Genomic DNA, 21,805 nt, shown 5'->3' on the forward strand with positions numbered 1-21,805 from the left:
CGGGCAGCCGGATATTAGTGGCAGGGGTGCGAAAACATTTACAAGACTCCACGGAAAACAGGTACGGCGGTAATGTATTTCGCGCTCTTATTCGTCTGGTATGCTTCGGGCAATTTGCGGAAGATCCTTTTGGACGAAAGAGGGACCGAGGGCTGGAGCGTGTTGCAGAAATGGTTACTGGAATGGGCGCGGCTTCAGCCGCGCCGCTCGGCGCCGCAACGGATGCGGTTTTAACCGCTACGGGCCGGCTGCTGAGATTGTCGAACACCATTTATGAAATACCCTCTAAATACTCACGGCGTTCATATGGGTAAGCAGGGCAATGAGGCCGATGGCTTTTCGATGGTTGAGTTAGTGGTCGTCCTCGCTCTGAGCATGGTGGTTGCGGCGATTGCGATTCCCTCAGCGCAGAACCTGGTGCGCACCTACCGTCTGCTGGGGGACACAGCCGCGCTCTCGAGTCAGTTGTCGTTGGCCAGAATGAGAGCCGCAGCGAATTTCGCTAATGGCCAACTCGCCTTCAATACCAGCGCTTCAACCTACCAGGCTAAGCTATGCACCAGCGGTTGCAGCACTGCCGGTAACTGGATTATTGACGGACCCCTGCTAAGACTGTCTCCAGGAATGAGCTTCAGCTACGGCTCAATCTCTGCCGCTGCTCAGCCGCAGTCTTCCATTGCGCAGACTTCACCGGTCATCTTCAATTCGCGGGGTTATCCCGTAGACAACGCAGGGGCGGCGACCGGCAACAACGCGATTTATCTGACGGATGGCCAAGGCAATTATCGGGCGATAACGGTGTATGCCGACGGCAGAATCGCAACCTGGAGATACCAAGCGAGCGGATGGCGGGTAGTGAAATGAATCTCTATCTCATGCGCGCGTCCCACCGTCGGTGGCAGGCGGGAGTGACGCTCCTGGAAACCATGATCGCGACCTCCATCCTGTTGGTGGGGGTGGTGGGGCTCATGGGTCTGCTTAGCGTTTCGGTCCTGCAGAACGCCAACCAAGGCGAGAACGCCACGCGCACTACGGAGTATGCACAGGACAAAATGGAATCGCTGATGGCGCTCACCTTCAACGACGGATCGACTGACACGCGGACCTATCCTGCCGCCGCGACGGGGGGAACCGGCTTAGGGGGAACGATGGCGGCCAGCGCCACTGTAGGGGGATTGAACGCCGGCTCTCCGGTCTCGAGTTACGTGGACTACCTCAATTCGACAGGCACGTTGTCAACCAGTTCTACTGGCGCCGTTTACATCCGGGTGTGGCGGATCACTACCGATTCAACGGCTCGGGTGAAGACGATCACCGTGGTTGCTGCGGCGACCCGGACAAACGGGGCATCCTTCGCGGCGGCTCGCACCACGCTGTCCTGCTACAAGGTGAACTTGCAATGAAGAGGGGTATTCGATCTCGGAAAAGGCTTGCCAGCGCTGGCTTCTCGTTGCTGGAGTTACTGGCCAGCGTGGCAGTCATGACCGTCGTGGCTGGCGCGGCCATCGCCGCCCTCGGCTATTCTCAAAAGTCCTATACCTCAACGCAAGCCAGGGCCAACATGCACGCTGGCGTCCGCAGCGCGGCCGAACTCATGGGCCAGGAGATCGGCCAGGCGGGGGCGGCGGTCAATGGCACCGGCGTTTATCCCCAAGGTATCTTAAGCTCGTCGACCGCCACGACGCTGACGATCATCGGCGACATTAATGGGGACGGGTCCCTGGTCCAGGTGCAATACGTTTGCGACGCATCAACTTCACACACGCTAACCCGTTCAGTGACTCCTTATAGCGCGTTGGCCTCCATCAACCCTGGTGTCGTCCTGGTGGACAATGTGTATCCGAATCCAGGCGGAACCGCCTGCTTCCAGTACGCATCCAGCGTGACCGCCGGCGGTTCCACATTCATCCCCGGCGTCGCATTCACGATTACCGTGCAAACTCCGTACAGGGATATGCAATCCGGCGCCTACATCCAGATGACGAAGTCGTTCCTGAACCTTTCGCCGCGTAACATTTTGGCAGGCATTGATATGGCGAACGCCACGGGAATGACAAGCCGATTGCTGGCAACGCCGGCGGGATTAGCCGTAAGCGCAGGAAGTCCGAACGAGGAGTGGCGCTGATCCTGGCCCTCCTGATCTTGTTGACGCTGTCCGCGTTGACGGCGTCACTGATTTCTACTACGCAGACAGAAATCTGGACGACCACGAATTACCGTGTCATGACCCAAGCCCGCTACGCGGCGGAAGCGGGTGCGCAACGGGCTGCGCTTTGGCTCGCCAATCCGAACGACGACTCCACAATGTACACGGCGCCTACTAGCTATTCGGGATTCACCGGCACGAATCCGGTGCAGGACACCTCCGGTCACGCGATCATCCTGACCGCCGATGGCGCCACCACCGCTTATTACCCGGACACGACGATCAAGACCAACTTTGCCAACGCTCTGACCAACCAGTCCGTGCCGAACATGTCGGGGGCTACGTTTGCCGTGACCGCCACGCTGATCTCCCAGACAGCCGGTACCCCGCCCGCGCAGGTATGGGAAATCAATTCCACCGGAAGCATAGCCGGCGTGCGCTCGGCGAAGGTGTCCGTGAGGGAGAGAATCGAGCGGGTGGTTAGTTCCACGCCGGCTTATGCCGTTTTTGCGACGTCGACGGCGTGCAGTGCGCTGACCTTCAGCGGCAACGTGACCACGGACAGCTTCAACTCGGACAACGGAACTTACGCTGCCACCCGCGCCAATTCCGGCGGTGATATGGGCACAAACGGAAGCCTTCTGGCCAGCGGCTCTCCCGGTGTCACCATCCACGGGGCCTTTTCCAGCCCGCTCGGAGCCAGCAAGGGCGCCTGCCCCGCGAACTCCTACAACTGGAGCGGCAGCGGAAGCATTGACAACGGGGTGACCCACCTTTCGGCGGCATGGACACCCCCGCCCCCAATGGCTCCGACCGGCACTCCCACTAGCTCGTCGATCGTTCTGGGCAGTGGCTGCTCAAAATTCCCGGCTGGTAGTTGTTCAGGCTCGGGCGGGAATATCACGTTGAACCCTGGTACCTACAACGCCCTGATCAGCAGTGGTACGGCGACGGTCCACTTGACAGGCGGCAGCAGCAGTTGCAACGTCTACAACTTCTACAGCCTGACCACGAGCGGATCTTTCGCCTTTGCCGTGGACTCCGGCAAGGTCTGCATTGTGTTCACTTCTCCTAGCAGCCCGATTACGGCAAGTGGTAGCTGGCTGAGTAATTCGAGCGGAGTCCCCTCTAACCTGCAGATCAACTACTCGGGAACTGGCAACTTTCCGTTATCGGGTTCTTCGGCCACCTACGCGATAGTTAACGCTCCCAATGCCCCGGTCACGGTCAGCGGAAGCAACGACTGGTATGGTTCTATCATTGCCAAGTCAGTGACCGCGAGCGGGGGCGCCAAGTTCCACTACGATCAGGCGTTAGGAAGCAGCACCGCAAGCGCAAGTAAGTTCCACGTTAGTTGGTTCAATTGGAACAAGTTTTGAGATCGAATCCGGAGCGCCGTGACTAGCCTGTTGCCCATTGCCGTGTTGTGCCTGTGCGCCGCCGCCTTGATCTGGGAAGTTGCCTATCAGGCATCGAGGCTGCGAACTTGGGCCGGATACTGGGACATACTTGCGCGAGTCAAGGCGCTTCCGCTGCGTTGGAAGAAGTCTGCCAGACGGGACAAGGGCGATCTTCTCCTGCGCGGAAAGCATCGCGGAAAACCGATCGTAATTCGCTTTTCGCGATCGGACTTTTCCCCTGAACTACGCCTGACGATGCAGGTTCCGGTTCAACTGACTCTGTCTGCCACGCCTTGCAGCGCCGCCTCCCGCGACCTGAGCGGCGTGCCCCTCCGCATCGGAGATCCGTATCTGGACGCAGCTTACGTATTCCGCTTCAAGAACCATGCAGACGCGCGGAGTTTTCGTTTGACCAACTCCGTTGAGGAATTGAGAACATTGTGCAAGGCAGGCGCGGCTTTCCTGTCCGTGGGCGACGGTGGGATCGAGTTGAGTTTGCCGGTGGTGCCGGACGATCTGTCGACTAGGCTTACGGCCTACCTGGACGCCATGGCCCAGTTCGCGGCCAGGATTGCGGAGTTGCCAGGGGAGACTCACCCGCGCTCGGTTCCCAACAACCCGCGCCGCTTGCAATGGAGCACGAAGGTTGCCATAGCGATTGCCGTCGGCTGCGTTCTCATCGCCGTCGCCGGCTTCCCCCTCCCGCAGCAGGATTTGCAGACCATGAGCGCCATCACCCTGGGGGATGGATCGGCCATGGATTACCGCGACGCGGTTCTGATTCCCCGGGTCCAGAATTGGCGGCTGGCCAATGCCGCCGACCTCCCTGCCGGACCACCGCATTCAGGTGAGGGACCACTGTTCCCGCTACGCCTCCACCCTTCGAGCTTGCCGGAGGACAGCGAGTCGGTATACGTCCTGCAAGGTGTAGATGACTCTAAACGCATTTGCGTCCTGCTCAACGGAAAGCTGGTCTACGATGCGCGCTACGAAAAGCTCGCCGCCATCGCCCGCGTTTCCAACGAGGAATTGAAAAACGTGAACTGGGACCCGGCTTCCAGTGAAGCGGACTTGCCCAGTAGCGCAGATGGGCTCCTTGTTGTGGTAGACCCTCAGGACGCGAAGGGCGCATTCATCCTAGTCGCCAAAAACGGGCGTCTGGAATCGTTCACCCCGTCCGATTTTCGCGAGGTGAAGATGATAGGTTGGTAGCTCGCGACGCCGGTTGCCCCCATTTCGCTAGGGAGATTCTGATGAGCGCGAGGTCGATAATCGCGAACTCAAAGCTAAGGGACCATACGAGGGAAGTGCGATGAAGCGGATACCTGTTCTGGTCTGCGCGGTAGCTTCGCTGTTCTGCTGGTTCGCGGGAGCCATGATGTGGGCGCAGTCTGTCCAACCGTCGCTCCCCGACGTTGCCAGGCAGAAGCCCACCGCCAAGGCTACGAGAGTGGTCACCAACGACGAGATCCCGCCCAGCCCGCTGGCCGACAATCCGGCCACTTCCTCCTCCGCGGCCTCAGCTGCGGCAGCCGGTTCTGGGACAAAGCCCGCCGTCCACAAAGACGCCGACAAGGGCACCGCGTCCGCCGAGAAGCCGACCAAGCTCCAGGAACTGATGAACGAGAACGAGAGTCTGGAGAAGATCATCAAGCAGATGCAGGAGAAGATTGACGCCACCAATGATCAGGACCGCATTGCTGCCCTCAGCGACGTCATGAAGCACACCATGGAACTCCTGGCTGAGAACCGGCAGGAAATTGACGCACTGAAGGCCAGCGACGCCGCAAGCGGCCAGTCCGCTGCCGCTCAACCGCCGACTGTTCTGCCCGCGACCTCCGCGCAAGGCCCGCCTAAATAGTGATGGTGGCGCATTCCGAAAGTAACCTCGCAGGCAGCTAACTGCCACGCCGATTGCCCAGATCACCGCCCGGGTGACCAACGTAGCTGTCCTTCCGTTATCTAGTTGCGACCGATTTCCCGTGGAATCCTGTAAATGTTTCGCTCCCCCTCCCCCAATTATCCGGCTGCAAGGCAGCCGTGGCACAACATTCGACAGCCAGGCGCGCTGCCCTCGTGGGGCGGTCGTGCGCAGGAAGAGGATGATGCGATGAGCGGTACCAATGGCTCAAGTAGTTACACCGTGCTCTGTTGTGGCGAGCCACGTACCACCGTTATTCCCGGAGAACTTCGATGAGGAGCTCAAGGAAAACAGTTCATCGGTATGACAGGACCCCGCGGCTGCGATCACTGCGGGTGGCCGGCTTCTCCATGCTGGAGCTGATGATTGTGCTCGCCATGGTCCTGGTTGCGGCCACCGTTGCCGTTCCCTCAATGATCACGGTGGTGGCGAATACTCGGCTGCGACAGGGCATGGGCAGTCTCTCCACCCTGTATCAGAACAGTCGCGCGTTGGCGGTGAAACAGAACAAGATTACGCGGGTCCGTTTCCAGCTCAGCAACAACAACTGGGTGGCATACGTGGACAACGGAATCAGCCCGAGCGGGCTCACGACATCAGCGCCCCAGCTTTGGTTGCCAATGAGGTTCGCCAAAGTAGACGCGCCGTCGGGAACCGCTCCCGAGCCCCTGGATGCCGCGGCGTGTGGCTCTTCTTCGATCTCGCCCGACACAACCGACGACACCTACTTCAATCAAATGGGTACCCCCTGTCTGTACAGCGGCGGTAGCTGCTCCAGCAACCAGTCATACGCGTACTACTTCACCTACCAGGGCAGCATGAACATGAGCACGGCGTGGGCGGCCATGTGCGTTTCGCCCGCCGGCCGGATGAAAGCTTGGTATTGGGACGGTGGCGCGTGGAAAAACTAGCGAGGAAGTCTGTGAGCAAAATCCTGCAAGCGCGGAGACGTAAGCGGCAAGCCGGGTTCACGATTTTGGAAGCGATGATCGCCGGCTTCATCCTGATTTTCGGGCTGCTTTCGATCACGGCCTTGTTTGCGACCGCAATCGGCAATAACGGCCGCAGCCGGGTGGACACCACTGCAACCATGCTTTCCCAGTCGGTCATCGAGCAGATCACGGCGGTGCTGGCGCGCGGGGGGCCGTCCCAAATGACCGATTGCGCCTCGACGCCAACCACCTGGACCATCAACACCAACACCGGCGGCGCTGACCTGAGCGGGTCAGGCATTGATTTCACACAGGCGAGTCCGCCCTCCGGGTACCACATGAATTTCGTCGTCTGCAATGGCGGCGGCGAAGCCGGAACGCAGGCTACCTACGACGTGCGCTGGAACGTCACCCAGGTTTCAGTCAACACCTACCTGGTAACGGTAGCGGCGCGGCCCCAAGGCATGACTACGGGGCGTTTTACTTTCGCTTTGCCGGTCACTTTCCGGACGTTTGTGGGACCGCAATAAGTTGACAGGAAGAGAGAGAGAGTATGAATCGGAAGCGCCAAGCCGGGTTCTCCATGATCGAAATGCTGGTCGCCTGCGCCATCACCACCGTCATCATGGGCGCGATTTTCGGCCAGATTATTCAAGGCCAGAAATCTTCGGGTTCTCAAGCGGCGAAGATGGACCTGTTCCAGGAATCTCGCCAGTTCATGGACCAGATGTCGCGCGACCTGCGCGTCTCCGGCTACCCCAACACCCGCAATTTTGACGCAGATCCCGTCAGCCCGGCGGCGGACAGCCCGCAGGAAGCTGTCGGATTGGTGAAGCTGGATGTAGGCGAGCTGTGGTTTGAATCGTCGATCGACGGCAGCGGAAATGTCTCTGTCATCCATTACAAGCTGGTCGCGACCGGTGCGGATTGCCCGTGCGTCGTGCGGAGCGAGACGCCCAAGGTTTCGGGGGATCCTCTGACCGGCCAGGGCGAATCCGATCAAACCGAAGTCCAGCACGTGCTCAACGGCACCACGTCGGACCCGATTTTCCAGGCCTACTACGCCGACGGCACCGCCGTGGCGCTTCCCATCGACATCACCAACAATGCCATGGCCAACATCAACTCGGTCTCGGTCACGCTGAAGGTCCAATCGCCGCACCAGGACCTGCAAACGCATCAGAAGCCCACTTTGGCGTTGCTCTCTACGGTGCGGCTGAATAACTGTTCCGTCGCCTATCCCGCCACAACAGGCACGGTTATGGGGTGCAAATGATGCGCGAACGACACATGCCACGCAGAGGAAAGCACGGCGCACAACGTGGAGTGGCGCTGTTCCTCACTATCTTTGCCTTGCTGCTGCTCTCCGGCATCGCCATCGCCATGCTGTTTTCATCGGACACGGAGACATCGATCAGCGTTAACTATCGCGACAAGCAAGGCGCGTTCTTTGGCGCCCTGGGTGGCCTGCAGGAAGCGCGCGACCGCGTTCATCCCTTGAACGGCGATCTCGGCGAAGGCACCAACCTGTCTTTCGGCGGGTTGAACATTGTTCCCACCGCCCTGCCTTCGACCTCGGCCCGCAACGTGCTTTACATCCTCAACCCTTCGCCCGGCGAAACTGTTGCCCCTTGGGACCCCACCAACAAGTACTTCGACACCGAACTTTGCCAGGAGGCTTACTTCGTCAACAACCTGGGGGTAACGGCGGGAACGCCGGGCGTGCCCTGCCCGGCAACTTCGGCCTCGGTCCCTTCCGGCAGCGCGTGGTACGCGTGGTACGACAACAGCTCGAAGACAACCAATACTGGCGCCACCGGAACAGGAGACGCAGCCACGCTCGAGACCGCCTACCAGCTCCAGGATGCCGCCGGCCACAAAATCCCCTTGACCTACAAGTGGGTGCGCATCCACCTCAAGGCCGACAACATGACCCCGGTCACAGTGGGTACCGGCACCGGCACGCAAGTGTGCTGGAACGGCAGCCGGGAACAGCAAAAGGCTGCCGGGTTCCACGCCGACTGCACCCCGCCGAGTGGCACCGTGACCAACGTTTCCGTGACCGCTTCCGGTTCCGGCTACACTTCAGTCCCTACCGTGTCGTTCAGCGGCCCAGGGTCGGGGGCGACGGCAACCGCAACCATCTTCGAACTGCCCTCCGGGGTCACCAGCGTCACGCTCACTAATCCGGGCGCCGGGTATAGCAGCGTGCCCGCCATCACCATTACTCCAACGGACGGAAACGGCAGCGGCGCAGCGGTGAACGCCAGCCTGAACACCACCCTCCCGGTCCAGTCGGTGAGTTGGAGCAGTCCAACGAAACCGGCTTGCTATGCAATAGGCTCAAAACCGACCGTTAGTTTCAACCCACCAGGCGCGACTGCCTCGGCAACCATGACCGGCAATTCCTGCATTTATTCTGTGACTGCCGGTGGAAGCTGCAACGATAAGCACTTAGGGCCGGCAGCGATCACCGCCACGAATGGGACGGGAACGGTTGCCTTTGCGGGGGCTACCGTCTCCAGCGGCAGCCATGCGGACTCTCTTACCGTGAGTGCGTCCACCAACCCAGGCAGCTATTCCACCGTTCCCACCACCTTCAGCGTCGCTTCGCCCTGCTCAGGGGTGACCATCACGCCGACCTACGGCATTCAGATCAGCACGATTCCGGTCACCACGGGTGGCTCGTACCAGGTCGGGCACCCCCCGGCAGTGTCGTTTTCGGGAGCCACCCCAGTGGGCGGAACTCCGTCGGCTACGGCGACGTTGGCCGCAAGCGGTGGTGCGGGAGCTGTCTCCTCCCTTATCATTCCGGTAGGAGGAAACGGCAGCGGATATACGGCTGATCCGACACTGATTATCGCTCCGCCTTGTACTCCGCTGTCGTCTTGTGGCGGCGTACAGGCCACCGGTACCGCCTCCATCACTCCCAGCTTCGGTGTAGCCGGGATTCAGATAACGAATGGGGGCACTGGATACTCCCAGGCCAGCCCACCCACTGTCACCATCAGCGGTGGCGGAGGTTCGAGTGCTGCTGCGGTGGCAAGCGTGGGAGCGGGGGGCTCCTACTTTGGGCAGGTTTATCTGCTGACTGCTCTCGCCGTCACTCCCACCGGCGCCCGCGCCATGATGCAGCTAGAGACGGCTGCCAACTATACCCAGTTCACTCTTGGACTGGGCGGTGCGCTCACCCTGATCGGGCCCAACCCGACATTCGGCACGCCCAATTCCAATCCTTTTCATATGATCGGGACTGACTGCCCGACTTGTGGCACCGCTCCCCCGTCTTGCAATACCACCCCCTACCCGCCGAAAGATGCGATTGGCATTTACGATCCCACCGGCGCCACCGGCCCCAGTGCCGTCGACACCGTGATCAGTGATCTGGGCAAGCCCAATAACTACATCGGAGCGAGTTCCGCTCCCGACGTGCACAACGCGAACCTGGGTTCCATGACAGCCACCGATCTGGACTCCTTCGTCGGCGCGGTCACCTCAGTGGCAACCAACGTGTACGGCAGCAATCCCGCCAGCATCAACCAAGGAACCGCGGCCAATCCCGCCATCAACGTGGTGAATGGCGACTTTGATATGGGCCCCACCACCGGCTACGGAATTCTGGTGGTTACCGGCACCTTAACCTTCAGTGGCAATTACTCCTGGAATGGTCTGATCCTGGTCATCGGCGCCGGGGCTTCAGTGATGAACGGCGGCGGAAACGGGCAGATTAATGGATCGGTTTTCGTTGCTAACACCTCGGGAGGCACCCTCAACTCACCCACCGCGAACTGGAACGGCGGCGGCGGCAATGGCATTCAGTACAACCACTGTTGGGCCGACGATATGCTTGCGAAAGTTCCTTACGTGCCCGTCTTGAGCCCCAATGGGCTGCAGATCGTGAGCCTTCGACCGCTAGTGTACTAACACGCGCACTGTCACCTATTCGTGTGTGCGGGAGGAGAGCGTGATGAAGCGGACAACTGTTCTAGTCTACGCAGCAGCTTCGCTGTTCTGCTGGTTAGCGGGAGCCATGATGTGGGCGCAGTCAAGCCAACTGTCGCTGGCCGACGTTGCCAGGCAAAAGTCTGCCTCGAAGGCCAAACGGGTGGTCACCAATGACGAGATCCCGCCCAGTCCGGAGGCCAGCAATCCGCCCGCTTCCTCTCCCGCGGTCTCCGCTTCGCCGGCTGGTACCAAACCCGACGCCAGTAAGGGCGCCGACAAGGGTGCCGTGGCCGCCGAGAAGCCAACCAAGCTCCAGGAACTGATGAAAGAGCACGACAGTCTGGAAAAGATCATCAAGCAGTTACAGGAAAAGATTGCCGCCAGCAATGATGAGAACCGCGTTGCCACCCTCAGCGAAGTCGTGAAGCAGGCCAAGGAAGCCCTGGCTGAGAACCAGCAGGAAATTGACAAGCTGAAGTCCAGCGGCGCCTCCAGCGGCCAGTCCGATGGCGCTCAGCCGGCGACAAATCCACCCGCGAGCACCGCGCCAGGCCTGCTTAATTAGTTTCCCTCGCGAGCGCGTTACCCCGGCACACTCTCGGCAAGCATTTCTTTGCCTCAGTTGGGCCACGCCTCGTCGGATGACTTTGCTGGCCCGCGACTTTACAATGCGCGCGACGTCTTGCCAAGCAACCCGCTCACGCTCGTTCCGGCTGACCTGGGCCTCTTCCGCGCCGCCCTGCTGCGCTGGTACGCGCGTCACTGCCGCCCTCTGCCGTGGCGCAGCACGCGCGATCCATACCGCATTTGGATTTCCGAGGTCATGCTGCAGCAGACCAGGGTCGGCGCCGTCCGCGACCACTATGCTGAGTTCCTGCGCCGTTTTCCTGACGTGAAAACCTTGGCCTCGGCCAAGCTCCAGCACGTCCTCGCCGCCTGGAGTGGCCTCGGCTATTACCGCCGTGCCCGGGCGCTGCACCATGCCGCGCGCCTCCTCATGCGCGACCACGCCGGCGAACTGCCGTCCCGCGCCACATCGCTGCGTTCGCTGCCCGGCATCGGGCGTTACACGGCGGCCGCCATCGCCAGCATTGCCTTCGGAGAGCCCAGCGCCGTGGTGGACGGCAACGTCGAACGCGTTCTGCGCCGTGTTCTCGGCTGGCCTCGCGAATCCCTGCCGCGCATCTGGGATGCCGCCGGGCTACTGCTCAGCCGGCGCTCTCCCGGCAATTTCAATCAGGCGATGATGGAACTCGGCGCCGTCGTCTGCCTTCCCCTCCGTCCGCGCTGTGACGCGTGCCCCGTTCGCCGCCTGTGCGTCACCCGCGGTGCGTTGGAGGGTTTGCCCCACCCGCATTTCGCCCGGGGTTGGCGAGACAGGGTGGGGATTGCCCGACCGCCGAAGCCGCCGCGCAAATCCGCCGAGACCACCTACGGCCTCGCATCCCGCGGCGACCGCGTTTATCTTGTGCGCCGTCGCGCCGGCGAAACGCTGATGCCGGGCATGTGGGAACTTCCGCAACTGCCGAATGGTGCCCCACATCTGCCTGGGGTTGGCAGATGTGGGAACTCGAACAACGTCAACCCACCCGAATTCACCCTCCGCCACTCCATTACCGTCACCGACCATACCGCCCATGTCTGTCGCGTCAGCGCCGCCGGCCTGCGGGGCGGACGCTGGGTTCCGATCCGGGATGCCGCTGCCCTTCCGCTCACCGGCCTGGCGCGCAGGATTCTCCGCCGCGCCTCCCTGATTTAGAATCATCCGTTCAACATGGGTGTCCCGCAACTGCCTGCGGTTGGCGGATTCGGGAACTTTTAACCATTGTGGTTTCTGGTCGCCGCGCCCGGCCTCTAGAAACTAGCAACCAAAAACTGGAGACTGTTCTTCGGAGGTCCAGGATGCCTACGCTCACTCCGGGAAAAGCGGCGCCCGACGTCTCGCTTCCCGACATGCACGGCCAACACTTTTCTTTGCGACTCGCCCTCCAGCACGGGCCCGTTGCGCTGGCATTCTTCAAGGTCACCTGCCCGGTGTGCCAGTACGCCATGCCCTTCGTCGAGCGCCTGTATCAGGCACACCAAGGCAAGTCGCGGGTCGTCGCCATCTCTCAGCATCCGAAAAAAGAGACGCAGGCGTTTATGCGCGAGTACGGCATCACCATGCCTGTGCTGCTCGACGATCCGGAGCGCTATCCGGCCTCCAACGCTTACGGCCTGACCAACGTCCCCACCATTTTTCTGATCTCCTCCGGCGGCAAGATCGAGATTTCCAGCGTGGGCTGGAGCAAGAAGGATTTGGAGGTGATCAATCGCCACTTGTCCGCAGCAGCTTCTCGGGCTGCGCCCACGGTCTTTCCTCGTGGCGAGGACGTCGCTGATTACAAGGCCGGTTGAGGCTCGCTCAACTGACCCGCAGGTTGCGGGCTAGATGAAAGACAGTTGCAGTTTCGGTTTCAGCAAGGACCCGAAGCCGCGTGCGACTGAAACCGAAACCGAAACTGAAACTGAAACTGTGATTCTCGAGGACTTCATGCGAACTGTGTTCTTGATCTTCATCTTCGCCCTGACCACCGCGCCGCTGATCGCGCAGAAACACCCCACCTCAAAACACAAGCGCCCCACTCCCGCCTCTGCCTCCGCTCTTCCGCCAGCCGCCGTGGCGGCCATGGCCTCGATTGACCCGCAGAGAATCCGCGCCCACGTCAAGTTTCTCTCCAGCGACCTGCTCGAAGGACGCGGCACCGGCCAGCGCGGCGGTGACATTGCCGCCGAATATATCGCCACTCAGTTTGAGTCCTACGGCCTGAAGCCCGCCGGCGACAACGGCGCCTTCCTGCAGAAAGTGCCCATGGTCGGCATCACCACCGAGCCTTCCACCAACATCTACCTGCTGCAGGCTGGCAAGACCGAGAAGCTCAAGCTGGGCGACGAAATCGTCGCCATGGACGAAACTCAAAACGCCGCTGACGATCTCGACGCCGACCTCGTCTTTGTCGGCTACGGCATCGAAGCCCCCGAGTACCAGTGGAACGATTTCAAGGACGCCGATGTCCGCGGCAAGGTCCTGCTCATGTTCGTCAACGAGCCAAACTCTGACGACCCCAAGTTCTTCAAGGGCAAGGCCCTCACCTACTACGGCCGCTGGACCTATAAGTACGAGCAGGCGGCGCGCAAAGGCGCGCTCGGCGTGATGCTCATTCACCAAGCTGACATGGCCAGCTACGGCTGGGATGTGGTACAGAATTCCTGGGGCGGCGAACGCTCCTATCTCCGCGCCGACGGCCAGCCCAAGCTCAAGCTCGCCTCCTGGATCCAACTGGAGCTCGCGCGCAAACTCCTCGCCAATTCCGGACAGGACCTTGACGCCCTGTTCAAGCAGGCGGATTCGCGCGACTTCAAGCCCATTCCGCTGCCCGTCCGGGTGCAGGCCCACCTGGTGAGCAAGATACGCCCCTTCGAATCGCAGAACGTCCTCGCCATGCTGCCCGGCTCCGATCCCCGCCTCAAGGATCAAGCTGTTATCTACAGCGCGCACTACGACCACCTTGGCATTCACTCCGAGCAGCCCGGCGACAACATTTACAACGGCGCGGTGGACAACGCCACCGGATGCGGGGTCCTGCTCGAATTGGCGCACGCCTACGCCGCTTCCGCACAGCATCCTAAGCGCTCCATCCTGTTCGCCTCCGTGACCGGCGAAGAGCAGGGTCTGCGTGGCTCGGAGTTTCTCGGCAAGCACCCGCCGATTCCGGCCGGCAACATCAGCCTCGGCCTCAATTTCGACGGCATCGCTCCCAACGGCATCCCGCAGGAGGTCAGCGTCTCCGGCGCCGAGCGCACCACCTTCTATCCCACGGTCGAGGCGACCGCCAAGGAACTTAACCTCGCCATCAAGCCCGATTCCAATCCCTCCGCCGGCTACTATTACCGCTCCGACCACTTCAGCTTCGCCCGCGTCGGCATTCCCTCCTTTTCCGTGAATGAAGGGATGAAGTTCAAGGGACATCCGCTCGCGTGGGGCATCCAGCAGGAACGCGAGTACAACGCCAAGCACTACCACCAGCCCAGCGACGAATTCAAGCCCGACTGGGACTTCTCTGGGCCTGCCGAAATGGCGCGCTTCGGCTTCCGCCTCGGCTGGAAGGCCGCCTCCCAGCCCCAGGGCATTGGCTGGCAGTTGGGCGACGAATTCGAAGCCGCCCGTAAAGCCAGCTTGCAATCGCTGTCCCGTAACGGCGTCCGGTAAACGAAAACGTAGTCGGTAGTCCGTCGTCCGTAGAGCCGGGGTCGTTCGAATCCGGACTACTGGCTACCGACTACCGACTACCCCGCTGCCCGCTACCTTTCAGTAACCAACGTAACCTTCGCCTCCAGGCCCACTCCGTGCTAACCTCTGCTCCGCAAGAGCTCCCAACATTCCTTGGTGCACGGAATGGCGCCATTTCCATTTCTCCAGCGCGAAAGCTTATCCGACCTTGCCCGGCAGCTGTCGCTAACCGGCTATTCCCCCACCCTGGAACTCAGCGGGCTGCTCGCCGGCATTGACAACGTCCGCCACGATGTCTTCCTCAGCCCCACTTTCGCCGAAGTCGTCCGCCTGCATGTGCAGCATCTGATCGCCGTGTACGGCAGTGTCGAGGATCTGGTCACTGCCGACGCGCCCCAGATCCCGCAGATCGCGCCCCCGTCGTTTCTCTGGGGAAAAGGCGAGCCGCCCCAGCCCGTTCCCAAGCCCGGCGCCGATCCCGCCGATTTCAAACGCATGCTCACCGACCTGATGATCCTGGCCCTCAACTGGGCCAAGGCCGAAAGTAACCTCTCCCTCGACCTGCTCGCCCGCCTTGCCGTCATCAAGCTGCTGCGCACCGAGTTGACCGCGCAATACAACGGCATCCTCGAACGTTTGCGCGCCAAGGTCGCCAAGTACGAAAGTCCCCGCCAGGCCAACATTTATAAGGGGGTTGAATTCCGCGAGCGCTGCGCCGCCTTTCAACTCGCCAAGGGACAGTTGCTCCGCAAAGCCAGCCAGGAACTCTTTCAGACGCTGCGCGAGGTCGAGAAGGAAGCCCTCGCGCGCATGCGCCGGGCGCTCTTCGGTGGCGTCGATCATCCCGCCTACTCTTTGCTGCTCAATCGCCTGATGTTCTCCGAGGGCGGCCGCGACGATTCCATCAACGCCGAGCACTACGTCATGCTCGGCAACTTCGACAGCGATCCCGACCGTTTCAGTACCCTACAGGAAATCGCGCGTGTTTTCCTCGCGTCCCTGGATTTGCCGACTCCGGAAGGTCAAGACCACGTCGATCTTGATGCCCTGCTCAACATGCCCGACAACGCCCAGGAACTCGTCGCCGGCGGCTCCCCCGACGAATCCGGTCCCAAGGGTCGCGCTCAGAAGGCTTTGCTCGCCGCTTGGACCGACACCCTCGAGCGCAACGGGGTCATGGCCCACATCATCGCCGCCTACGAAGCCGCCCCCCTGCTGGCCGAGTATTCCCCGACCATCCATGCCCAGCAGCTCAAGAATGCGCTCATCAATCGCACCGAGTGCACCCGCGTCGAGCGCATGCTGGAAGAACACAGTCGCTTCTCGCCCGCCAATTTCGAGGCCGCCTTGCGCCGCCTCGACAACTATCGTGCTGCTGATCGTGCCAAGTTAGCCGGCCGCTTCTTCCGCGATTTCATGCGCTACCACCGCGACCTGCGCAGCCTGGAAGTGCTCAACCGGGCGCTCGACGCCGTCCATCTCATCTCCAACCAGCGCCTGCGCGAGCTTTCCTCCATCAACAACACGCTCTACGAGTTCCTCCTTCCCCAGGAGCAGAAGCCGGCGGAGGAGAAGGTCATCAACCACGTCATCCTCAAGGCCGACGTGCGCGATTCCACCACCCTGACCCGAACCCTCATGGAACGCGGCCTCAATCCGGCCTCCTATTTCAGCCTGAACTTCTACGAACCCGTCAACAAGCTGCTCCCGAAATACCAGGCGACCAAGGTCTTCATTGAAGGCGACGCCGTGATCCTGGCGCTCTTCGGATACGAAGGCCGGCAGGAATTCCCGGTGGCCCGCACCTGCGTCTTGGCCCGCGAGATCATCTCCATCGTCCGTGCCTACAACGACAAGTCGCGCGAGGGCGGCCTGCCCAATCTCGAGCTGGGCATCGGCATCTCCTTCCAGGCTTCCGCCCCCATGTACTTGATGGACGGCAATGCCCGCATCATGATCTCCAAGGCGCTCAACGAGAGCGATCGCCTCTCTTCCTGCAACAAGGGCGCGCGCCGCTGCCTCGCCGATGTCGAAAGCCTTTTCAACGTGTACTCCTTCAAGACCGTCGAGGACGAAGACACCGGCGGCAATCCCGACGAGTTCCTCATGCGCTATAACGTCGGCGGCATCAACATCAACGATGAAGCTTTCCGGGACCTGCAGCAGGAGATCTCGCTCCAATTGCACGAGGTCGAACTTCCCACCCTCTGGGGAAAAGGAATCGTCCGCATCTACAGTGGACTGGTTCCCCTCGGCGGCGGCAGCTTCCATCGCATCGTGGTGCGCGAAGGCCGCATCCCCCGCATTGACGCCAGCGATTTTTCTGTCAAGAGCTGGACCGACCGCCAGTACTATGAGGTCTGCACCAACGAAGCCATCTACGAATACATCGAGGCCCACGCCGCGCCCACCGCCAACTCCGCCCACACCACCGGCGTTTGATTGCTGTCGGCTTTTCTGTTGACCCACGCCCCGGTTGCACCTCCGCCGCCCGGCGCGTACTCTTATCGCGAACTTTCCTCGCGCGCCGTACGTAATGCCTTCCCAAGGAGCTTCCATGCGCTTTCGCGTACTTCCCCTTGTCCTGCTGCTCGCCGCCATGGCATCCGCCCAACAGAAGCCGCCCGTCGCGCCCGTCCGCCCGGTCACCGACGACTACTACGGCACCAAGATTACCGACCCCTATCGCTGGATGGAGAACGTCAAGTCTTCCGAATTCCAGTCCTGGGCCAAGGCGCAGGCCACCTACACCCAGGAGGTGCTTCAGTCCCTGCCCGGCCGCGAAAAGCTGTTCCACCGCATCCAGGAGCTCGATAACGCCGGCATCCAGATCAACTCCTTCCAGGCGTTCGGCGGTCGCTACTTCTACCTGAAGGCCATGCCCGGCGACACCAATCGCAAGCTCTACGTGCGCGAGGCCAAGTCCGGCAAGGAAACCCTGCTCCTCGATCCCGAGAAGCTCACCCAGGGCAACGTCCATTACTCAATTGACTACCTCGCTCCTTCCCTCGACGGTAAGTACCTAGCCTACGGAATCTCGCCCGGCGGTTCCGAGGAGAGCGTCCTCCACATCTTCGACGTGGACTCCGGCAAGCAGCTTCCCGACACCATTGAACGCGCCAACTTCGGCGTTACCGGTTGGCTGCCCGACAACAAGTCGTTTTTCTACGTTCGCCTCAACAAGCTCGGGCCCAACGATCCGCCCACCGCCAAGTATCTCCGCGCCCTGAATTACCTGCACAAGCTCGGCGCCGACCCCGCCAAGGACGAGCCCGTATTCGGCTTCGGCCTCTCCCCGCAAGTCCAGTTTGCCGACACCGATTTCGCCATCGCCGCCTTTGCACCCGGTACCGACTGGATCGCCGGCGTGATTGCCCATGGTGTTCGCAACGAGATCACCCTCTACTATGTCCGCCTCTCCGAGCTGAACGGCGCGAAAACTCCTTGGCGCAAGCTGCTCGATGTGGACGCCGATGTCACCAACGCCGACATTCACGGCGACGACATCTATCTGCTCTCGCACCATAACGCCTCGCGCTACCAGGTTCTGCGCACCAGCCTCAAGCACCCTGACCTCGCTCACGCCCAGGTCGTTTTGCCCGCCGCCGAGCCTGTCCTGCGCGACCTCAAGACCGCCGCCGACGCCCTCTACGTCCAGCAACTCGATGGCGGTATCGGACGAGTCCTGCGCGTTCCCTACGACGGCGGCAAAGCTCAGCAGGTTCCGCTCCCGTTCCAGGGTTCCATCGATCAGCTCTTTGTCGACGAGCGCGCGCCCGGCGCCATCATCCGTACCGAATCCTGGACCCAGCCGCGCGTCACCCTCGCCTACGATCCCAAAACCAATCAACTCACCGACCTGAAGCTCGCGCCGCCCCCGCCGGTGGACTTCTCGCAAATCGAAGCGCGCGAGGTGAAAGCGCGCTCCGCCGATGGCACCATGGTCCCGCTTTCCATCGTCCTCAAGCGCGGCACCCCGCTCAACGGTACCGCGCCCACTATCCTCAACGGCTACGGCGCCTACGGCATTACTCAAGATCCAGGGTTCATCCCCACGCTGCTGTCCTGGCTGGAGCGCGGCGGCATCTTTGCCGTGGCCCACATCCGCGGCGGTGGTGAGTACGGCGAAGACTGGCACAACGCCGGCCGCATGTTGACCAAGCAGAACACCATCAGCGACTTCATCGCCTGCGCCGAATACCTCATTCAGAACAAGTACACTTCGCCGAAGAAGCTGGGCATCCGCGGCGGCAGCGCCGGCGGCATCACCGTCGGCGGCTCCATCACCCAGCGCCCGGAACTGTTCGCCGCCGCCGCCGACCTCGTTCCCGCCAGCGACATGCTGCGCTTCGAAACCAGCCCCAACGGCCCCGCCAACGTGCCCGAGTTTGGTTCCATCAAAACCAAGGACGGCTTCAAGGGCCTCTACCTGATGAGCGCCTATCACCACATCAAGGACAAAACTGCCTATCCGGCGGTGCTGGTTACCACCGGCATCAACGACCCGCGCGTGGATTCTTGGGAGGCCGCCAAAATGGCGGCGCGCCTGCAAGCCGCCACTTCCAGCGGCAAGCCCGTGCTGTTGCGCATCGACTACGATGCCGGCCACGGCTTTGGCTCCACCAAACCGCAACAGGAACAACTCACCGCCGACACCTATTCCTTCTTCCTCTGGCAGTTCGGCGACCCCGATTTCCAGCCCAAGCCCGCCGCCGATTCGCAAAAGGGGGGCCAGTGATCGAGCCGTATGACTGATTGTGAGTATTAGAGGCGGTGGTTGCCCCACCCTTGTCGCTCCCGGGTTTGGAGCGACAGGGGGGATACTCCCTAAAAGACCGGGGCACTAGGAAACGATAGGGCGGCAGCCGCGTTCGGCTGCCGCCCTCTTCCGTCAATTTAGCTGTATTGCTCCGAGTCCCTCAGAGTCTGCCCTGAGCGCCGTCGAACCGCTTTCAGACCTGTGGGTTTTCTGTCCTACATCACTGACGGTTGGCGGGTTTTCGGCAATCAGAAATGTTTTTCGTGAGACTTAGAATGTCCCCATCTCAACCCTTGCCCATGCCCCCGGACGGCCCGGCCGCTTGCGCACCCATCGCGACTGTCTCCTGCTCGCCTGCAGCATAGCTGGGGCCCATCAGCTCGCGCAGGATCCACGAGATCTGTCTCACCGACTGCTCGATGTGCTTGATCTCCGCGGCTTTGCTGGTCGCTTGCGCCGAGTAAGAAATCACCTCCAGCTCGTTGCGGATCAGCTGATTGATGTTCACAACCCGATTCAGCTTCTGCCGGATCGCGTGATTGCGTCTGCGCAGCCACCAGCTTCCCACAACCCCCACCAGGATGCCCAACATCAAGTCATCGGCCAGGTCGTACATCTCGTTGGATAGCAGGTGCGACAGCCACAGGTCGGACGTGTAGCCGAGGATCACCACCGCAGCTCCCAAAATCCAGGGCGCTGCCGTCGCTTGCAAGAGTTTGTGCGCGGAAGTTCTCATCCCACCCTCTCCCTGGGCCGAACTTGCATCGCCATAGGGAACACGTGTGGGCAAAAACGCCGCCGCACAAGCGATGCCTGAGCTTAATTGTAGTTCCGGCAGTCCTCGCGCCGGCCTGTTTTCGCTCCGCTTAGGCAGCGAAAGGCAGCGAACGGCTTCCCGTTTTGGTTCTCGGGGACGAGTGCCTCCATCATGGGGGAGCCTGCAGCGGCCCACTCTTCAAGGCGGTTCTCCTTGACCTTTCGAAAGTCTCTACCCCGACTCTACCAAGAGCCGGGTCGAGAACCGCCCGGCGCCGTGGCGAATTCGTTGCTTTGGTTGATACGGACCGCCGATTCGTGAAACTCGTCGACCGCTGTGCGCTCCTGGAGCGGGTCCGAGACGACAAGTGGAAACGGCGGGATCGTGGAGCGGCGACGGAGTAGCGCGGCCGGAACGCGCCCCTTCACTTCCGCAGTTGAAGATCTTGTCGTGAACAAAAGAGTGGATTGTTGGACTGCTGTCGCTTTTCGAATAAGGACAGGTACGTCCAAGTTGCTCTGTTGTCAACGATCGCGTCCTGCTGAGCCCCGCATTTGCAGGTAGAATTCCAGGCATGAGGCATCGATTTTGGTCCCGCGCTGCTGCCCCGGAACAGAGCGCAACGCGTGTGCGACTTTCTCATGCGATTGCGATTGCACTCCTGCTGTGCGCCGCCGCAGCCATCGTACAAGCTACCCAGCCTGCCAAGCCCGGTGTGACGCTCGAGCAGGTTGCGCTGACAACTTCCGACGGCGTGCGCCTCAGCGCGATCGTGTACCGCCCCGCTGCTGTGCCCAGACCGGTTGGGCTAATGCTGGTGCATGGCTTTGGCGCAAACTTTTACGAATCGTATTTCCCCTATCTCGGCCGAACCGCGGCCCAACATGGCATGGTCGTACTCGCGCTCAACATGCGCGACCACGATACCGGCCCTAAGATTTGGGACTTCGCCGACAACCAAGCCGACATCGCCGCCGGCGTCGAGCACCTGCATAGCCTGGGAGCTAAGAAGATCGTGTTGCTGGGGCAGAGTATGGGCACCAACCGGGTCCTCTATTACCAGGCAGCGTCCAGTGATCCGACCGTAGCCGCCACCGTGCTCGTCAGCGGGCCGGGCAACTTGTTTCAGTGGAATGTCTGGCAGTTTGGACAGAAAACGGCGCAGGAGACGGTCAGCGACGCGCTCCGTATGCAAGCCGAGGGTCACGACCGCGATCTGATGCTGGTGGATTTGGGCCCTCTGGGAAAAGCTCTCTACACCCCGCGGTATCTCCTCAGCCTGCGCGGCCCCTCCGCCAAATCCGATCCCTACCAGAACATTCAGAAGGTGAAGAACCCGGTCCTGATCCTGCAGGGCAAGGCCGACAAGTTGATCGAGCCGGAGATTGCGGAACGGCTGCACAAAGCGGCGGTGAATAATCCCAACGTCACTGTGCAGTACGTGGATGGTGCCAACCACGGCTTCGCGTCGCAACAACCCCTGCTCGCCGACCGCGTGCTGGACTGGATTAAGTCAGTCCTCCCCTGACCTTGTTGGGGGGGAAGTCGGACGGTGGCCCACATCTGCCCGGGTTTGGCAGATGTGGGACAGGGACGGCACAATTGGTAGGTCATGGCTTCAGCCATGACCGAGGCGCGCAGCGCCGAGTCCGTCAGGACGCCAGTACATAGCCCG

General features: G+C 61.3%; 18 protein-coding genes. 17 read left to right on the forward strand and 1 reads right to left on the reverse strand.

Annotated features, from left to right (window positions below; translation table 11 throughout):
- The first annotated feature begins 306 nt into the window (after positions 1-306).
- The 16 genes from LAN64_10705 to LAN64_10780 all read left to right on the forward strand — a co-directional run bounded on the left by LAN64_10705 (position 307) and on the right by LAN64_10780 (position 19,352).
- Positions 307-864, forward strand: coding sequence for a prepilin-type N-terminal cleavage/methylation domain-containing protein (locus tag LAN64_10705; protein MBZ5568304.1), 558 nt, complete (start codon positions 307-309; stop codon positions 862-864).
- Positions 861-1,403, forward strand: coding sequence for a hypothetical protein (locus tag LAN64_10710; GenBank protein MBZ5568305.1), 543 nt, complete (start codon positions 861-863; stop codon positions 1,401-1,403). The genes LAN64_10705 and LAN64_10710 overlap by 4 nt, the downstream gene beginning before the upstream one ends.
- The gene (locus LAN64_10715) at positions 1,400-2,125 is read left to right on the forward strand and encodes a prepilin-type N-terminal cleavage/methylation domain-containing protein (protein MBZ5568306.1); all 726 of its coding nucleotides are present in this window, start codon (positions 1,400-1,402) and stop codon (positions 2,123-2,125) included. Before LAN64_10710 ends, LAN64_10715 begins: the two co-directional genes overlap by 4 nt.
- Positions 2,116-3,525 carry a hypothetical protein gene (locus tag LAN64_10720; protein MBZ5568307.1) on the forward strand — a complete coding sequence of 470 codons (1,410 nt, stop codon included), beginning with the start codon at positions 2,116-2,118 and terminating at the stop codon, positions 3,523-3,525. Before LAN64_10715 ends, LAN64_10720 begins: the two co-directional genes overlap by 10 nt.
- Positions 3,526-3,954: 429 nt before the next feature.
- Positions 3,955-4,758, forward strand: coding sequence for a hypothetical protein (locus LAN64_10725; protein ID MBZ5568308.1), 804 nt, complete (start codon positions 3,955-3,957; stop codon positions 4,756-4,758).
- 100 nt (positions 4,759-4,858) lie between these two features.
- Positions 4,859-5,407 carry a hypothetical protein gene (locus LAN64_10730; protein ID MBZ5568309.1) on the forward strand — a complete coding sequence of 183 codons (549 nt, stop codon included), beginning with the start codon at positions 4,859-4,861 and terminating at the stop codon, positions 5,405-5,407.
- A 395-nt stretch (positions 5,408-5,802) separates the two neighbouring features.
- A complete protein-coding gene (locus LAN64_10735) occupies positions 5,803-6,378 on the forward strand; it encodes a prepilin-type N-terminal cleavage/methylation domain-containing protein (protein ID MBZ5568310.1) in 576 nt (191 codons plus the stop codon).
- 11 nt (positions 6,379-6,389) lie between these two features.
- Entirely contained in the window at positions 6,390-6,929 is a 540-nt protein-coding gene (locus LAN64_10740; protein ID MBZ5568311.1) for a hypothetical protein, read from the forward strand.
- A gap of 23 nt (positions 6,930-6,952) precedes the next feature.
- Positions 6,953-7,675, forward strand: a complete 723-nt coding sequence (locus LAN64_10745; GenBank protein MBZ5568312.1) for a prepilin-type N-terminal cleavage/methylation domain-containing protein — start codon at positions 6,953-6,955, stop codon at positions 7,673-7,675.
- Between the two features lie 14 nt (positions 7,676-7,689).
- On the forward strand, positions 7,690-10,323 hold the full coding sequence (locus tag LAN64_10750; protein MBZ5568313.1) for a hypothetical protein: 2,634 nt from the start codon (positions 7,690-7,692) through the stop codon (positions 10,321-10,323).
- 43 nt (positions 10,324-10,366) lie between these two features.
- The gene (locus LAN64_10755; GenBank protein ID MBZ5568314.1) at positions 10,367-10,909 is read left to right on the forward strand and encodes a hypothetical protein; all 543 of its coding nucleotides are present in this window, start codon (positions 10,367-10,369) and stop codon (positions 10,907-10,909) included.
- 117 nt (positions 10,910-11,026) lie between these two features.
- Positions 11,027-12,103, forward strand: coding sequence for an A/G-specific adenine glycosylase (locus LAN64_10760; GenBank protein MBZ5568315.1), 1,077 nt, complete (start codon positions 11,027-11,029; stop codon positions 12,101-12,103).
- Between the two features lie 143 nt (positions 12,104-12,246).
- A complete protein-coding gene (locus LAN64_10765; protein ID MBZ5568316.1) occupies positions 12,247-12,741 on the forward strand; it encodes a TlpA family protein disulfide reductase in 495 nt (164 codons plus the stop codon).
- 136 nt (positions 12,742-12,877) lie between these two features.
- Positions 12,878-14,593 carry a M28 family peptidase gene (locus LAN64_10770; GenBank protein ID MBZ5568317.1) on the forward strand — a complete coding sequence of 572 codons (1,716 nt, stop codon included), beginning with the start codon at positions 12,878-12,880 and terminating at the stop codon, positions 14,591-14,593.
- A gap of 186 nt (positions 14,594-14,779) precedes the next feature.
- Entirely contained in the window at positions 14,780-17,056 is a 2,277-nt protein-coding gene (locus LAN64_10775) for a hypothetical protein (GenBank protein ID MBZ5568318.1), read from the forward strand.
- Between the two features lie 115 nt (positions 17,057-17,171).
- Entirely contained in the window at positions 17,172-19,352 is a 2,181-nt protein-coding gene (locus tag LAN64_10780; protein ID MBZ5568319.1) for a prolyl oligopeptidase family serine peptidase, read from the forward strand.
- Positions 19,353-19,659: 307 nt separating this feature from the next.
- Here LAN64_10780 and LAN64_10785 read toward each other — a convergent pair whose 3' ends face one another.
- Positions 19,660-20,109 (reverse strand): hypothetical protein, encoded by a 450-nt coding sequence (locus LAN64_10785; GenBank protein ID MBZ5568320.1) that lies wholly within the window; start codon positions 20,107-20,109, stop codon positions 19,660-19,662.
- Between the two features lie 649 nt (positions 20,110-20,758).
- On the opposite strand from LAN64_10785, the gene LAN64_10790 reads away from it, so the two are divergent.
- Positions 20,759-21,658 (forward strand): alpha/beta fold hydrolase, encoded by a 900-nt coding sequence (locus tag LAN64_10790; GenBank protein MBZ5568321.1) that lies wholly within the window; start codon positions 20,759-20,761, stop codon positions 21,656-21,658.
- Positions 21,659-21,805: the final 147 nt, after the last annotated feature.

Source organism: Terriglobia bacterium, from assembly GCA_020073185.1.
Taxonomy (GTDB): domain Bacteria; phylum Acidobacteriota; class Terriglobia; order Terriglobales; family Acidobacteriaceae; genus JAIQGF01.